Annotated in this window: 15 protein-coding genes; all 15 read right to left on the reverse strand. The window is 42.3% G+C overall.

Annotation, left to right across the window (positions count from 1 at the left end; all coding sequences use genetic code 11):
* Window position 1: 1 nt before the first annotated feature.
* Window positions 2-994 carry a PhoH family protein gene (locus tag DWZ93_RS03260; RefSeq protein WP_118451939.1) on the reverse strand — a complete coding sequence of 331 codons (993 nt, stop codon included), beginning with the start codon at window positions 992-994 and terminating at the stop codon, window positions 2-4.
* Entirely contained in the window at window positions 981-2,216 is a 1,236-nt protein-coding gene (locus DWZ93_RS03265) for a sporulation protein YqfD (protein ID WP_158574274.1), read from the reverse strand. Before DWZ93_RS03265 ends, DWZ93_RS03260 begins: the two co-directional genes overlap by 14 nt.
* A gap of 13 nt (window positions 2,217-2,229) precedes the next feature.
* Window positions 2,230-2,538, reverse strand: coding sequence for a YabP/YqfC family sporulation protein (locus DWZ93_RS03270; protein ID WP_243061081.1), 309 nt, complete (start codon window positions 2,536-2,538; stop codon window positions 2,230-2,232).
* 41 nt (window positions 2,539-2,579) lie between these two features.
* Complete coding sequence (locus DWZ93_RS03275) at window positions 2,580-3,740, reverse strand: FprA family A-type flavoprotein (protein ID WP_118451941.1); 1,161 nt, start codon at window positions 3,738-3,740, stop codon at window positions 2,580-2,582.
* Between the two features lie 75 nt (window positions 3,741-3,815).
* Window positions 3,816-5,192, reverse strand: a complete 1,377-nt coding sequence (locus DWZ93_RS03280) for an MATE family efflux transporter (protein WP_118451942.1) — start codon at window positions 5,190-5,192, stop codon at window positions 3,816-3,818.
* 59 nt (window positions 5,193-5,251) lie between these two features.
* Window positions 5,252-5,731 (reverse strand): 23S rRNA (pseudouridine(1915)-N(3))-methyltransferase RlmH, encoded by a 480-nt coding sequence (gene rlmH, locus DWZ93_RS03285; RefSeq protein WP_118451943.1) that lies wholly within the window; start codon window positions 5,729-5,731, stop codon window positions 5,252-5,254.
* A 136-nt stretch (window positions 5,732-5,867) separates the two neighbouring features.
* Complete coding sequence (gene nadC, locus DWZ93_RS03290; protein WP_118451944.1) at window positions 5,868-6,719, reverse strand: carboxylating nicotinate-nucleotide diphosphorylase; 852 nt, start codon at window positions 6,717-6,719, stop codon at window positions 5,868-5,870.
* Window positions 6,716-7,897, reverse strand: coding sequence for an L-aspartate oxidase (locus DWZ93_RS03295; RefSeq protein WP_118451945.1), 1,182 nt, complete (start codon window positions 7,895-7,897; stop codon window positions 6,716-6,718). Before DWZ93_RS03295 ends, nadC begins: the two co-directional genes overlap by 4 nt.
* 14 nt (window positions 7,898-7,911) lie before the next feature.
* Complete coding sequence (gene nadA, locus DWZ93_RS03300; RefSeq protein WP_118451946.1) at window positions 7,912-8,817, reverse strand: quinolinate synthase NadA; 906 nt, start codon at window positions 8,815-8,817, stop codon at window positions 7,912-7,914.
* A 185-nt stretch (window positions 8,818-9,002) separates the two neighbouring features.
* Complete coding sequence (gene gltA / locus DWZ93_RS03305) at window positions 9,003-10,391, reverse strand: NADPH-dependent glutamate synthase (RefSeq protein WP_118383905.1); 1,389 nt, start codon at window positions 10,389-10,391, stop codon at window positions 9,003-9,005.
* Window positions 10,391-11,278 carry a sulfide/dihydroorotate dehydrogenase-like FAD/NAD-binding protein gene (locus tag DWZ93_RS03310; protein WP_118383906.1) on the reverse strand — a complete coding sequence of 296 codons (888 nt, stop codon included), beginning with the start codon at window positions 11,276-11,278 and terminating at the stop codon, window positions 10,391-10,393. The genes gltA and DWZ93_RS03310 overlap by 1 nt, the downstream gene beginning before the upstream one ends.
* 139 nt (window positions 11,279-11,417) lie before the next feature.
* Window positions 11,418-12,599, reverse strand: a complete 1,182-nt coding sequence (locus DWZ93_RS03315) for an iron-containing alcohol dehydrogenase (protein ID WP_118383907.1) — start codon at window positions 12,597-12,599, stop codon at window positions 11,418-11,420.
* 139 nt (window positions 12,600-12,738) lie between these two features.
* Window positions 12,739-14,010, reverse strand: coding sequence for a chitobiase/beta-hexosaminidase C-terminal domain-containing protein (locus tag DWZ93_RS03320; RefSeq protein ID WP_118451947.1), 1,272 nt, complete (start codon window positions 14,008-14,010; stop codon window positions 12,739-12,741).
* A 3-nt stretch (window positions 14,011-14,013) separates the two neighbouring features.
* A complete protein-coding gene (folD, locus tag DWZ93_RS03325; protein ID WP_118451948.1) occupies window positions 14,014-14,865 on the reverse strand; it encodes a bifunctional methylenetetrahydrofolate dehydrogenase/methenyltetrahydrofolate cyclohydrolase FolD in 852 nt (283 codons plus the stop codon).
* A gap of 180 nt (window positions 14,866-15,045) precedes the next feature.
* The gene (locus tag DWZ93_RS03335) at window positions 15,046-16,716 is read right to left on the reverse strand and encodes a formate--tetrahydrofolate ligase (RefSeq protein ID WP_118451950.1); all 1,671 of its coding nucleotides are present in this window, start codon (window positions 16,714-16,716) and stop codon (window positions 15,046-15,048) included.
* Window positions 16,717-16,736: the final 20 nt, after the last annotated feature.

The following is a 16,736-nucleotide window of genomic DNA, read 5'->3' on the forward strand; positions in this document are numbered from 1 at the left end:
ATTATTTTCTCCTCTTACCGTGTTCTCTGCCACGCGACTTCTTTGACTCATAATCTTCGTATGCCTTTACAATCTGCTGTACCAGTGGATGTCTAACTACATCCTTGCTGGTAAGCTTGCATACCGAGATCTCTTCAATCTTTTTGACAACATTAATGGCCACATCTAATCCGGAAGTCTGACCTGCCGGAAGATCCTTCTGCGTCGAATCTCCGGTAATAACTACCTTAGAGCCAAATCCAATACGCGTCAGAAACATCTTCATCTGCGCAGGTGTAGTATTCTGTGCTTCATCCAGGATAATAAAGGCATTGTCAAGTGTACGGCCTCGCATGTATGCAAGAGGCGCCACCTCGATCAGACCTTTTTCTGAATTCTTAAGAAAACTTTCCGCTCCCATGATCTGATACAGTGCATCATACAATGGGCGCAGATACGGATCAATCTTACTCTGCAGATCACCCGGCAGGAAACCAAGCTTCTCTCCCGCTTCAATCGCTGGTCTTGTCAGAATGATCCTCCCTACTTCGTTATTCTTAAATGCAGTAATGGCCATCGCCATTGCAAGATATGTTTTACCTGTTCCGGCAGGTCCAAGCCCAAATACGATCATCTGTTTCCGAATCGCATCTACATATTTCTTCTGTCCCAATGTCTTAGGCTTGATAGGTTTCCCCTGCAATGTATGACAGATAATGTCATCATCAATCTCGAGTACTTTACCTTCGCTCTGTTCCATAGAAAGCGCCAGTGTGTAATTCACGTTCTGTTCCTGAATCTGATTGCCACGTCTTGCAAGCGCCGTAAGCTGTTCCAGTACACTTTTCGCCTGCAGCGCCACAGTCTCTTCACCCAAAATCTTCACAGTGTCATCTCTGGCAATCAGAGTCACGTGCAATGTTCGTTCTATTTTCTTTGCAAATGCATCAAATTGTCCGAATACATTTGCCTGATGCTCAGCAGGAATATCTACTGTTGTTTCAATCATCCCCATCTGTGTTATCCTCCATAATACTGATCGGCTGAGGAACTGCTATATCAGTAATAACTGTAAGCTGTCCGAAAGCCTTGGCGCAAATGCGCCCTGTGTATATTTTAACATCATTCGAGATAATTTCTACCCCTTTTTTCCCCAGAGTCTCTGTAAAATGCTGATAGTTCATGCTAAGTATCTTTTGTAGTCCTTTCCCGGTATGTTTTTTTTGCTCTATATAGTAATACCGGCCAATACGACTCCCAATCCGTACAGGAATCGAAAAATGTTCTCCAAAAGAAAAGTTCTTTTCCAGGGTGTAGATTTCCGCCTGATCTGATATTTTATCCGATTTTCCGCTGCTAAGATACAGATTTCCAATCTGAAGATATGGTTCTGCTTGCTGAAAATCATAATATACCTTTTCTGGATACTGAACGTTTTCCGTGTCTTCGTATTCCAGAATTGTCCGTGCTCTGATATCCGCATCTGCCTTTTGATACTGATAGCCTGTCGTCTCTCCGTCGTCACCAACCACAGGTACTGCGCCACTTACAAGGATCTGTCCCTTTTCAACGGTATCCCCTTTTTTTACCAGCGGAATACCTTTTCGTACAATCATACTTTCTATAATACCACTTCGTCCTGCAACCAGATCATTGCCATCCTGCTGCATAACTGCATAATCAGTGCCTTCATCTCCGAAATCTTCATTTTCTCTTACCCGCACATTTAATGTGCTGCCGTCTACCGAGACCGATACCCAGATGATTCTGTCATGGGACTTTCTCAGTAATGTGGCAATATCAGTGCAATCTACACTGGATATCAGAATACCTGGTCGTATCTTGTAATCTGCGAGGAATTCTTCCAGGGCTTCATCCGTATATCTTCGATTACCGGTAATATCAATCTCCCAGATAAAAAGGGACATAAGATAAATAAATCCTGCCGCGCATACCGCTCCAACAAAGAGCACTTTTCTTTTCCTGTGCTGAAACAGAAAAAAAGGGAATCCATACCGTTTTATAATCACAGCACGAACTCCTGTCTTTTTTAAAATCGGTTTTAACATGCGAAAATCCGAGATACTGATATTCATTTCGTAGAAGTCCTGAACCGGCTGAATATTCCAGATATAGATGTTCCGGTGCATACAGGCATTCAAAAACCTCTCAGGTGAAAAGCCGGAGATGCGGATGCGCAGGCTTCCCCTGAAATAACCTATAACCTTTTCAATCACGTATACCCACTCCTCAGTTTTTAAATTCAACCGCAATAATTCGTCCACGTATAAGCATTTCCAGATTTGTATAGTATTCAATCCACAGATTTTTACCCTTTATGCGTACTTCACCACTCCCAGTCTGTACACGGATCAGTAATTCCGAATACTCCTGAATCCCCCTGTAATTTTCTATCGTAAGTTCCGTCCGCCCGGTCAGCGTCAAAATAGGAGCTTTTAACGCTACATCCTTTGGCATTTCTGCTGCATCGGACACGTGATCAATCAATTTATCTTTCATAAAATAAAGCCACACATAGTTTTGTAATATCCTATGCATGGCTTTCTCCTACTATTCAAATATATCATTTTGAAGCTGTATTATTTGCTCCACAACTCATCTGCAAGAGCTTTGATCTGTGCTTTTGTCTCCTCTTTTACACCTGACTTAATAGTTACGGATGTCTCCGTCCAGGTAAGATTCTTACAGCCTTCCATCATAGACTTAATATTCTTGGCTGCAACCGGAGCCCAGGAACCATTCTCAATGATACCTATTGTACGGTTCTGGAAGTTACGCTCTTTCAGCCCATCAATAAATGTCTGCATAAGTGGGAAAACTCCACCATTATAAGTAATGGTTGCAAGTACCAGCTTACCATGGCGAAATGCATCTTCGATACACTCTGCCATATCTTCTCTTGCAAGATCAGCAACTACTACACGTGGGCATCCATTGGCCTTCAGCTCTTCGCCAAGAAGTTCAGCTGCTTTCTTCGTATTGCCATAGACAGATGCATAAGCAATCATAACGCCTTCTGTCTCTACACCGTAAGATGACCACGTCTGGTAAAGATCCAGATAATAACCAAGATTTTCTGTCAGTATCGGTCCGTGCAGTGGACAGATCTTTTCAATATCAAGAGTGACTGCCTTCTTTAACAGAGCCTGCACCTGCGCGCCATACTTTCCAACGATTCCGAAGTAATATCTTCTTGCTTCACATGCCCAGTCTTCTTCTACATCCAGTGCACCAAATTTACCAAAGGCGTCTGCTGAAAAGAGAATCTTATCCTTGCTGTCGTATGTGACCATAACTTCTGGCCAGTGTACCATTGGTGCAAATACAAATGTAAGCTCATGACTTCCAAGTGAGAGTGTACCGTTATTCGTCACAACTTCCTGTTTGTCTGCAAGATTTAAGCCAAAGAAATTCTCGATCATCTGAAATGTCTTGGCATTACCTACAACCTTAGCCTCTGGATATGCTTCGACAAATTTTGTGATATTCGCAGAATGATCCGGTTCCATATGCTGAACTACCAGATAATCCGGTTTTCTGTCTCCGAGTATTTCCGCTACGTTAGCAAGCCATTCCTCACCGAAATTCACATCTACCGTATCCATTACTGCAATCTTCTCGTCCATGATCACATATGAATTATATGCCATACCATTCGGTACTGCAAACTGTCCTTCAAACAAATCCACCTGATGGTCATTGACGCCTGCGTAATATATATCTTCTGTTATCTTCTTCATGCTGATACAGCCTCCTTCGATTCACAATTTCTTACATCATACTGCCTCTTTCGGGAAAATGCAAGACAGTCGCATTTATTTTCCTGTCGGTTTCTGTATCTTCTTCAGTGCATCCCTGAAACGCACCCGGAATAACAGTACCGTAAATGTAATCGCAAAGAAATCTGCGATTGGTTCAGCCATATAGACTGCCATAGTCCGGTCAGAGTTCCATATCATTGGAACGATATAGATTAATGGGATCAGAAGAACGAACTTACGCACAACTGCAACAATAATGGATTCCAGTGCCTTTCCAAGTGAATTAAACGTAATCTGGCAGGATATCTGAATCCCGAACAGGAACATAACCGCCATATAGATACGAAGTGCCGGAATCGTAAATTCAATTAATTCAGCATTGGATGTGAAAATTCCGGCAAACACACCCGGTATCAGCATTACCAATGCCCAGAGTACTGCTGCATAGATCATATTGATTTTTAAAAGCAGCCAGAAGGCAGCTTTGACTCTTTCAGCATTGGATGCCCCATAATTGTAACTGATGATCGGCTGTGCTCCCTGAGACAATCCCTGCAGCGGAAGCATTGCAAACTGCATAACACTTGTAAGAATCGTCATAGCTCCTACTGCAATGTCCCCGCCATATCGTTGCAGAGAAGAATTGAAGCAGATAGAAATAACGCTTTCACTCGCCTGCATGATAAAGGTCGCGAGTCCAAGTGCCAGACAAGGCAAAATAATCCCAGGTATCAGGCGCAAGTTCTCTTTTCGTATGCGGATAAAACTCTTCCTGCCACATAAGAATGCAACCACCCAGATACAGGACAGTGCCTGAGAAATGATCGTTGCAAGTGCCGCTCCCCGTACATCCATATGCAGTCCAAAGATAAAGATCGGATCCAGAATGATATTACTTACAGCTCCGATTAATACAGAATACATACCTGTCTTTGCAAATCCCTGTGCGGTAATAAATGCATTCATGCCTAGAGTCAGTTCCACAAATATCGTTCCGATCGCATAAATATTCATATAGCTGGAAGCGTATCCGATGGTATTCTCGCTTGCGCCAAATGCAAGTAAGAGACTCCGGTTCCATTTTAGAAGAATCGCTGTAAGGATCAATGATACAATGATCTGTAACGCAAAACAGTTACCGAGAATCTGTTCTGCTGTATGTTGTTCTTTCTTTCCCATATAGATAGATGCCCGCGGTGCTCCACCGTATCCTACCAGCGCTGCAAATGCTGATACGATCAGAATCAAAGGCATACATACGCCGACACCTGTCAGTGCTGAGGCTCCGATGCCCGGAATATGTCCAATATAAATACGGTCTACGATGTTATATAACATATTAATAAACTGTGCTGCCAGGGTTGGCAGTGCAAGCTTCAACAATAATTTTCCTATTGGTTCCTTTTCCAGGAAATCTTTATTTTCACTCATCTTACTCTCTCATGCTCCTTTATAAATATTGTTATGCAAATACTGCTTATATAGAGATCTTATTTGTGATATGGTTCGTGGTTCATGATCCGATAGCTACGGTAAATCTGTTCCAGCAGAATGACGCGCATTAACTGATGTGGAAATGTCATCTTTGAAAAGCTCAGTGCATAATCCGATCTCTTTAATATTTCCCTGCCAAGACCAATGGAACCACCGATAATAAATATAATATGGCTGGTTCCCTGCACGCCAAGTTTGTCAATCTTTTCTGCCATCTCCTCAGAAGTCAGCATTTTCCCGGCTATTTCCAGTGTGATCACATAAGCATCTTCCTTTATATACTTCAGGATCCGTTCGCCTTCTTTGTCCCGGATGGCATCTTCTACGGTGTCACTTGCGTTATCTGGTGTCTTTTCATCTGCCACTTCCACAATCTCCAGTTTGCAGTAACGACTCAGACGCTTGCTATATTCTGCAATCGCATCTTTCAGATATTTTTCTTTAATCTTCCCTACAGTTATCAGTGTTATTTTCATCGAATTCTCCATTCTCATATTTTTAGCGATACAGTATATTATCATAGCATCAGAAGTGAAAATAAGCAAACACTTTGAATCGTTGCAGATAAAAAAGACTGCGCAATAATACGCAGCCTTTTACAGACAATATAATTTATACTGCATGCAAATTCTTCAGTGAAATATCAAGAATTGGTGCAGAGTGAGTCAGTGCTCCGCTGGAAATATAATCTACACCAAGTTCCGTAAGTCTTGCGATATTCTCTTTTGTCACATTACCGGAACATTCTGTCTCTGCACGTCCACCAATCATTCGGATCGCTTCTTTCATGATATCCGTATCCATATTGTCGAGCATGATAATATCGGCACCGGCTTCTACCGCTTCTTTTACCATGTCAAGATTCTCTACCTCAATCTCAATCTTTCGTACAAATGGAGCATAGTCCTTTGCCATCTGCACTGCCTTTGTTACACTTCCGGCAGCTCCAATATGATTATCTTTCAGAAGCACACCATCTGACAGATTGTACCGATGATTATATCCGCCTCCCGTACGCACTGCATATTTTTCAAATATGCGCATATTCGGTGTCGTCTTGCGGGTATCCAGAAGCTTGATCTTTGTACCTTCCAAAAGCTTCGCTACGGAATGTGTATAGGTTGCAATGCCACTCATTCTCTGGAGATAGTTCAGTGCCACACGTTCTCCGGATAAAAGTACCCGGATATCTCCTGTGACAATTCCCATAAGTTGTCCTTCTTCAACAGCATCCCCATCTTTACAATAGAAGGTCACTTCTGTCCTTTCATCCAGTAATTCAAAGACACGTTTAAATACTTCCAGACCTGAAATGATACCATTCTGCTTACATATCAGTTGCACTTCACCCTTTACATATTCTTTCATAACTGAATTAGTAGTCACATCTTCACTGGATATATCTTCTTTTAATGCTTCCAGAATCAGATGATCTGCCTGCAAACGCATTGTTATTTCGTTCATACTTTTATTCCCTCATTTCTCTCAGACTTAATCTTTTCTGCAGCACGTTTGGCAAATACCAGACTCTCCAGAAGAGAGTTACTGGCAAGCCGGTTGGCTCCATGGACACCATTACAGCTGGTCTCTCCGACTGCATAAAGATGGTTCATAGACGTATGACTGTCTTTATTTACCCAGATGCCGCCCATAAAATAATGCTGCGCCGGGACTACAGGAATCCATTCTTTTGTTACATCATATCCTTCTTCCAGACAACGTTCATAAATATTCGGAAAATGTTTCATGATGGTCTCTTTGTCAATATGCTCCAGAGAAAGCCATACATGAGAAGTATGATCCTTTTCCATCTGTTTCTGGATGGCTTTGGTAACTACATCTCTTGGCAGCAGTTCATCCACAAAACGCTCACCATTCTTATCATACAGGAGTGCACCCTCGCCACGGACTGACTCAGAAATCAGGAAACTTCTTCCCGGTTTTTCTGTATAAAGTGTTGTCGGATGTATCTGCACATAATCCAGATGTTCCAGTTTAATATGATGTTTTTTAGAAATATCGATTGCATCTCCTGTCAAATGCGGAAAATTTGTCGAATGCTCATAACATCCTCCGATACCGCCGCTGGCAAAAATGGTATTTTCCGCATGGATTATAAGTTCTTCTCCGTCTTTTGTCTCAGCAACAATTCCTTCACATCCATCTGCATCTTCCAGAATATCTTTCATGGTCGTATATTCCAGAATCGTAATATTTTTACGTCTCTTCACCTGATGTAATAACTTTGTGGTGATTTCTTTACCAGTAATATCTTCATGAAACAAAATACGTGGTCTGGAATGTGCCCCTTCTCTTGTAAATAGAAGCTTGCCATCCTTCTGTGCAAATTCTACACCATATCCGATCAGATCACGAATAATCTCCTGTGAACTCCGGATCATAATATCTACGGACTCCTTACGGTTCTCATAATGCCCGGCTCTCATAGTATCTTCAAAATAACTGTCATAATCCTGATTATCCCGCAGGACACAGATACCTCCCTGTGCCAGGAAAGAATCACTGCTTTCCAGATCTGACTTTGTGATCAGCAGAATCTTCATATCTTCCGGAAGATTCAGTGCCGCAAAACATCCGCTGACACCTGTTCCCACAATGACTGTATCTGTATTATATTTCATCTTCATACATCTCCTTACTTGCCAAGCTCTAGCATACGCTCCAGAGGTTTCTTGGAATTCTCACGCAGACTATCTGTTACATGCACCTGATTGTCGCCTGTCTTCAGTACATGTAATACTTTTTCCAACGTGTTTTTCTTCATGTTCGGACATACAGGTACCGTCTCCGGATAGTAAAATTGTTTATCCGGATTGTTCTGTGTCAGTTTGTAATGTACTCCTTCTTCAGTACAGATAATAAACTCCTGACGGTCACTATCCGTCGCATAATTAATAATGCCGGATGTACTTCCGATATAATCAGCAATTGCTAAAATCTCCTGTCTGCATTCTGGATGCGCAAGCACCAGTGCATCCGGATGTTCATCTTTTACCTTCAGCACCTCGTCTGCTTCCATGCGTTCATGGGTTGGACAGAATCCCTCGTTGAAGATAAAATGCTTCTCCGGAACCTGATCTGCTATGTAATGAGCCAGATTCCTGTCAGGAATAAAGTATATATTCTTGTTTGGCAGTTTCTTTACAATCTTAACTGCATTCGCAGATGTCACGCACACATCTGAATACTCCTTTAATTCAGCTGTGGAATTGATGTAGCAGACAACTGCCACATCTTCGTAAGTCTCACGCACTTTTTTAATACGATCAATATCTGCCATATGAGCCATCGGACAATCGGCCTGCAGATCTGGCATAAGCACCGTTTTCTCTGGATTGAGAATCTTTGCACTCTCTCCCATAAAGGATACTCCGCAGAATACGATTGTCTTAGCGGTAAGTTCTGTAGCCACACGGCTCAGATAAAAAGAATCTCCTATATAGTCTGCGATGTCCTGCACTTCCGGTCTCACATAGTAATGTGCAAGGATGACTGCATCTTTTTCTTTTTTTAATTTCTTGATCTCGTCTGTAATATTCATCTCAGTTTCCTCCTGTTTACAGCTACACTGTTGACAATTATAGCACATGTATCAACATGTGACAAGACAGTTGTAAACTACAAATATATGACAAAATCTAAAATATTATTTCAAGAAACAAATAAGGAGACTATATTTCTATAATCTCCTCAAAATCATCGTAATCTTTCAGTATTTAGTTTGTTTTATTTCTGTGACAGATATTCATGAATACCCTTCGCGCCTGCTTTTCCGGCACCCATAGCAAGGATAACTGTAGCTGCTCCGGTCACAGCATCGCCGCCTGCGAATACGGCAGCCTTGGATGTCTGTCCATTTTCTTCTTCAGCTACAATACATCTTCTTCGGTTGGTCTCAAGTCCCTCCGTTGTAGATGCGATCAATGGGTTTGGAGAAGTACCAAGTGCCATGATAACTGTATCCAGTTCAATCTCATACTCAGATCCTTCGATCGGTACCGGACGTCTTCTGCCAGATGCATCTGGTTCACCAAGTTCCATTTTGATTACTTTCATGCCTTTTACCCATCCGTTATCATCGGTAAGGATCTCTACCGGATTGGTCAACAGATTGAAGATAATGCCTTCTTCTTTTGCATGATGGACTTCTTCTGCTCTTGCCGGAAGCTCTGCCTCACTTCGACGATATACGATATGTACATCTGCGCCAAGACGAAGCGCTGTCCTGGCTGCATCCATCGCTACGTTACCACCGCCGACTACAGCTACTTTCTTACCAGCTGCAATTGGTGTGTCATAATTATTATCAAAAGCTTTCATCAGATTACTTCTGGTCAGATACTCATTTGCGGAGAATACTCCATTCGCTGTCTCACCAGGAATTCCCATAAACATCGGAAGACCTGCACCTGATCCAATAAATACAGCTTCGAAGTTTTCCTCTTCCATCAGCTGATCAATTGTAGTTGATTTACCAATCACTACATTGGTCTCAAATTTAACACCAAGCTCTTTGACTTTTTCGATCTCTTTCTTAACAACTTTTTCTTTTGGAAGACGGAATTCCGGGATACCATATACCAGTACTCCACCCAGCTCATGAAGCGCTTCAAATACCGTTACTTCATAACCAAGTTTTGCAAGATCACCAGCACATGTAAGTCCGGATGGACCGGAACCGATCACAGCCACCTTATGACCATTTGTCTTCTCTGCTTTCTTAGGCTTGATATCATGCTCCAGTGCATAATCTGCTACAAAACGCTCCAGCTTACCGATAGATACAGCATCACCTTTAATGCCGCGGATACATTTACATTCACACTGTGATTCCTGAGGACATACACGACCACAGATTGCCGGCAGTGCAGAAGATTCACCGATGACCTGATAAGCACCTTCGATATCTCCATCTTTTACTTTGGATATAAATCCAGGAATATTGATTGATACCGGACAGCCCTGAATACATCTTGCATTTTTACAGTTCAGACATCTGGTTGCTTCTTCCATTGCCTCTTCTTTATTATATCCATAACATACTTCTTCAAAATTAGTTGCACGTACTTTTGCATCCTGTTCTCTGACAGGAATTCTCTTTAACATATCAGCCATTAGTTGTCACCTCCGCAATTACCGCATCCGCCATGATGTGTATTACCCTCCTGCAGCTTCAGTAAAGCACGGCCTTCCTGCGTCTTATACATCTGCTGTCTCTTCATGGCATTATCAAAGTCTACCAGATGTCCGTCAAATTCCGGTCCATCCACGCAGGCGAATTTCACTTCATCGCCTACCAGGAGACGACAGGCACCACACATACCAGTTCCGTCTACCATGATCGGGTTCATGCTAACAACAGTCGGGATTGCAAGCTTTTTCGTCAGGAGACATACAAATTTCATCATGATCATCGGTCCGATAGCGATACAGACATCGTAATGATTGCCCTGCTCTACCAATTCCTCTACCATAGTGGTAACCATTCCGGCATGTCCGTAAGAACCGTCATCTGTACATGGATAGTAATTACCGGATACCGCACGCATCTCATCCTCCAGAATCAACAGGTCTTTATTCTTAGAACCAATGATTACATCAGCATCAATACCGTGTTCTTTCAGCCATTTTACCTGCGGATATACCGGTGCAGCACCTACACCACCGCCTACAAACAGGATCTTCTTCTTTTTCAAGCTCTCAATATCTTCTTTTACAAATTCAGAAGGACAGCCAAGTGGTCCGGTAAAATCACGGAACGCATCTCCTTCTTTTAATTCAGCAAATTTTCTTGTAGATGCGCCAACTGGCTGGAATACGATAGTAATCGTACCTGCTTCTCTGTCGTAATCGCAGATGGTCAGCGGGATACGTTCTCCTGTCTCATCTATTTTTACAATAACGAACTGTCCAGGCTCGCAATGTCTTGCCACACGAGGAGCCTCTACAACCATCAGATAGATATTCTCGTTCAGCTTCTCGGCTTTCTGTATCTTGTACATCTTGTTTCCTCCTGTCTATTGATTTTACTAATAATGATAATGTATACATCTGAAATTTTCAAGGAAAGTTTACAAAAAGAAAGCAGATTCCCTGAAATTGCCTGAATTTACAGAATCTGCTTTCCTGAATTTCTGAAATTTAGAAGTCTACTTCTGTACCATAATATGTACACTCAAACAGTTTTTTCATTGTCTCCGGATCGATAGTTCTTGGATTAGATCCTGTACATGCATCACCGACTGCAAGCTCTGCAATCTTATCAATCTTTTCTTTAAATTCATCCTCATTGATTCCAAATTCTTTCAAAGTCTTTGGAATATTGAGTTTTACATTGAACTCATCAATCTTCTCACACAGACTGTTGATCAATGCTTTTTCAGATATTCCTGCCAGTCCCATTCTACGTGCGATCTCGGCATAACGCTTAGCGGCTATCGGATCCTTGGCGTTGTATTTTATAACATATGGCAAATAAATCGCATTGGCACATCCATGCGGAATATGTCCGGTAGAGAATGCAGCACCCGTCTTGTGCGCCATAGAATGAACAATGCCAAGTAAAGCGTTAGAGAATGCCATACCTGCAAGACACTGTGCGTAATGCATCTGTTCTCTCGCTACCTTGTCACATTTATAGGATGCCGGCAGATAATCAAGAACCATCTCGATTGCCTGCAATGCAAGCGGATCTGTGAATGGACAATTCAGTGTAGATACATACGCTTCAATCGCATGTGTCAATGCATCCATTCCGGTGTAAGCAACCTGTTTGATTGGAAGTCCCATAACCAGTTCCGGGTCAACAATTGCCACATCAGGTGTAATATTAAAGTCAGCCAGCGGATATTTTACTCCGGTCTCATAATTTGTAATTACAGAGAATGCCGTAACCTCTGTAGCTGTACCAGATGTAGAAGGAATTGCACAGAATTTTGCTTTCTGACGCAGTTCCGGGAAATTAAACGGAATACAAAGTGCTTCAAATGTGGTATCCGGATACTCATAGAAAGCCCACATAGCTTTGGCTGCATCAATCGGTGAGCCACCACCCATTGCTACGATCCAGTCTGGTTGGAACTTACGCATTGCTTCGGCACCTTTCATAACTGTCTCAACAGACGGATCAGGTTCTACACCTTCAAAAAGTTCAACTTCCATTCCGGCATCTTTCAGATAATCGACTGCTTTGTCAAGAAATCCCTGTCTTCTCATAGAACCTCCGCCAACTACAAGAATTGCTTTTTTACCTTTTAGGTTCTTAAGCTCCTCCAGGCAACCCATTCCATGGTATACGTCTCTAGGTAATGTAAATCTGCTCATAATTAATTGCTCCTTTGTATAACGGATTACTTTTTTACATTCACATTATACGACCGTTATTTATTTAACACAATAGTTAAATAAATAACGGATTGTACTTTTTTACGCACAATCCGTTTATATTGCATTGGATATTATTCTATTCAGTCCGTTCGTAATTACGAGTAGTAACACCACTCAAACGTCCTTTTCCATTCACAAGAACCGCTTTGAAAATGGTTGTTCCTTCTGGCATAGAGATCGGATCCGTATATTCTTCCGAATCTTCATCTGGGGTAGATCCATCTGTTGTATAGTAAGCTGTATAGCCGTCCGGCACAACAATACTGATCTTTGTATCGGTATCATACTGACCGGTAGACGGAGATACGGCAGGTGCATCTTCGATTGGCAGTTCTACTTCATAGGTCTTACTCACGGTAAGACTTGGAATGCCGTTCGCATTGACAGATACTGCTTTGATTTCTGTCTCACCCTCAGAGATCTGAATTGGTTTTTCGTATTTGATACGAGTTTTAGATGAAAATGGATCACTTCCATCATCGGTATAATAGATATTCTTCTCCGTTGTAGTCAATGAAAGCTGCTGAACATCGTCAAAACTTTCACTGTCATCCAGGCTGAATTCTGGTGATTCTGACGCGTATTCCGTAAGCTGATCAGCCACACTGGACTTAGCCCCGTCTAATATTAACGGAATTTCGCCCTGATTCTTAGTATCTTCATAGAATTTAAAACATGCCTTATATACATCAACACTATCCGAATATTTATCTACCGCACTTAACAGGATCTCTTCCGCCTTGTCACTCTCATTCTGCTCAATATACAGTTCAGACAATCCCTCATATGCTTCTGCTTTCTTAGGCTTCTTCTTAATAGCTTTCTTAAACTGTGTTTCCGCTTCCGTATAATCTTTACTGCTCAGTGCTTTATAACCTTTCTTCACATAACCATTATACGAAAACTGATACATGATCAATCCAGCAATCACAAGAATCACAAGAAAAATACCGGTAAGGAGCAGTGCTCTTTTTCTCTTTTTCTTCTTCAGAGCTTTTTTCCTGGCAACACGTCTCCTGCGCTCTTCCTGCGGAGTAAGTTGTCTCCTGGATCTGTCCTCTCTTTCAGGTCGACGTTGTCCGGACGAAGTCCTACGCTGACCGGATGAAGTCCTGCGAGAAGACTGACCTCCACGTATACCGGAATTTCTTCTCGCTGTTGGTATCGTGCTTGTCTGATAATCATAGTCATCAAGTGGTGTGTCAGAACCATCGATTGCACCTTTCACCTGTGCAGCAAGCACATCGTCTAAAGGATTGTAATCCGGTACAATGCGTATCTCTGCCCCACATTCTTCACATCTAAGCGCGCCCTCCGGCATCTCTGCACCACAGCGTCTGCATCTCATGTTCTACTCTACCTCCTGACCCTTCGCTGCTTCTACACAATTGTACATCAGCATAGCGATTGTCATAGGACCAACTCCACCTGGTACCGGAGTAATTGCTGATACTTTATCTTTTATATCATCAAAGTCCACATCACCACATAACTTGTTTTCTTCGTTACGGTGCATACCTACGTCAATAACTACCGCACCTTCTTTCACATAGTCTGCTGTGATGAATTTCGGTTTGCCGATGGCAACTACAAGGATATCAGCTCTTCCTGTAACTTCTTTCAGATCTTTGGTCCTGGAGTGCGTGATCGTAACCGTTCCATTTTCACGAAGAAGCAGAATAGACATCGGTTTGCCTACAATGTTACTTCTTCCTACAACCACACATTCTTTTCCTTCTATTTCAATTCCGGAGCGTTTCAGAAGCTGGATGATTCCCGCCGGTGTGCAGGATACAAAGCCTGGTTCTCCGATACAGAGTCGTCCTACGCTTTCCGGATGAAATCCGTCCACATCTTTATCCGGTGAAATTGTACGGATAATCATATCTGCATTAATATGCTTTGGAAGCGGAAGCTGTACCAGAATACCATGTACATTATCATTCTCGTTCAATTCTTTTACTAACTTCACCAGTTGATCTTCTGTAGTCTCTTCAGGAAGCTCGTAAGAAAGTGATTCGATTCCTACATAGGCACATGCTCTTTTTTTATTACGCACATAAATGCTGGATGCAGGATCATCTCCTACCTGAATTACTGCCAGGCAGGTCTCCACACCCTGTTTCTTCAATTCTTCGACGGTCACCTTCAACTCATCCTTGATCTCGGTAGAGATCTTCTTTCCATCAATCAATAACGGCATAATTCCAATTCCCCTTATATTTATATATTATGATGTTGGGGTCAAAAGCCCCAACTATGATGCCTGCGGATTGTTCTGTGCTATGCACTCCCACAATCCTCCCAATTATTCGCATATCGTGGGATTAATATCCCACTTTTAGGCTCATATTGGGACTCTGGCATCATATTATATACTTTTCTAGAACAATCCTGTGATCTGACCATCTTCAGTTACGTCAATATTATTGGCAGCCGGAGCCTTCGGAAGTCCAGGCATCGTCATAACAGCTCCTGTCAGTGCTACTACAAATCCTGCACCTGCACTTACATAAGCTTCACGGATATGTATATCAAAATCTGTCGGTCTGCCAAGCTTCTTAGCATCATCAGACAGTGAATACTGATTCTTTGCCATGCAGACAGGCATGTTGCCAAATCCCATCGCTTCAATCTTGGCGAGTTGTTTGGCTGCCTTAGGCTCAAAGATCACACCTCTTGCACCATAGATTTCTTTAGAGATAGTCTCAATCTTTTCCTGCAGAGACAGACCGTCCTCATACAGCGGATGGAAATGACTTTCCTTGTTCTCCAATGTTTCAAGTACTTTTTCAGCAAGAGCGATACCGCCCTCTCCACCTTTTTCCCATACCTCAGAAAGAGCAAATTCACAGCCTCTCTCTTCACAGAATCTGCGGATATATTCATTCTCTGCATCCGTATCTGTCACGAAAGAATTCAGCGTAACAACTACCGGTACATCATATTTCTGAATATTCTCAATATGTTTTTCCAGATTCACAATACCTTTTGCAAGCGCTTCCAGGTTCTCATCAGAAAGCTGATCTTTTGGTACTCCGCCATTATACTTCAATGCGCGCACTGTTGCAACCAATACTACTGCATCCGGCTTCAGACCGGACATACGACATTTGATGTCCATAAATTTTTCAGCACCAAGATCTGCACCAAATCCAGCTTCCGTAATCGTAATATCTGCCAGTTTCAATGCCATTCTGGTAGCACGTACACTGTTACATCCGTGGGCAATATTGGCAAATGGTCCACCGTGTACAAGCGCCGGTGTATGCTCCAGCGTCTGGATCAGATTTGGTTTGATAGCATCTTTTAAAAGTGCTGTCATTGCTCCGGTTGCCTGTAAATCATCTGCTGTTACAGGATCACCCTGGAAGTTATATGCTACGATAATGCGTCCCAGTCTTGCTTTCAGATCCTTTATATCTTCTGCAAGACAGAGAATAGCCATGATCTCAGAAGCAACTGTAATTACAAAATGATCCTCTCTTACCATTCCATCCGTCTTGTTACCAAGTCCGACTACAATATTACGCAGATTACGGTCATTCATATCTACACAACGTTTCCATACCACCTGGCGTGGATCAATGCCCAGCGCATTACCCTGCTGAATATGATTATCCAATAATGCTGCAAGCAGATTATTCGCTGAAGTAATTGCATGAAAATCTCCTGTAAAATGCAGGTTCAGATCTTCCATCGGCACAACCTGTGCATATCCGCCACCGGCAGCTCCTCCTTTAATACCGAAACATGGTCCGAGCGATGGCTCACGAAGTGCAATAATAGCTTTTTTATTCATCTTTGCAAATGCTTCACCAAGTCCTACTGTAGTAGTAGTCTTACCCTCGCCTGCAGGAGTAGGATTGATCGCTGTTACAAGAACAAGCTTGCCGTCTGGGTTATCCTTTATCTTATCATATAAATCATCCGAAAGTTTTGCCTTATACTTACCGTATAATTCCAGATTGTCTTCCTCAATTCCGATCGATGCGGCTACATCTCTGATATGGCTCATTTCTGCTTCCTGTGCGATTTGAATATCTGTTTTCATGTTCTTCATCCTTTCTTTCT

Source organism: Dorea sp. AF36-15AT (genome assembly GCF_003477705.1).
Lineage (GTDB): Bacteria > Bacillota > Clostridia > Lachnospirales > Lachnospiraceae > Claveliimonas > Claveliimonas ammoniilytica.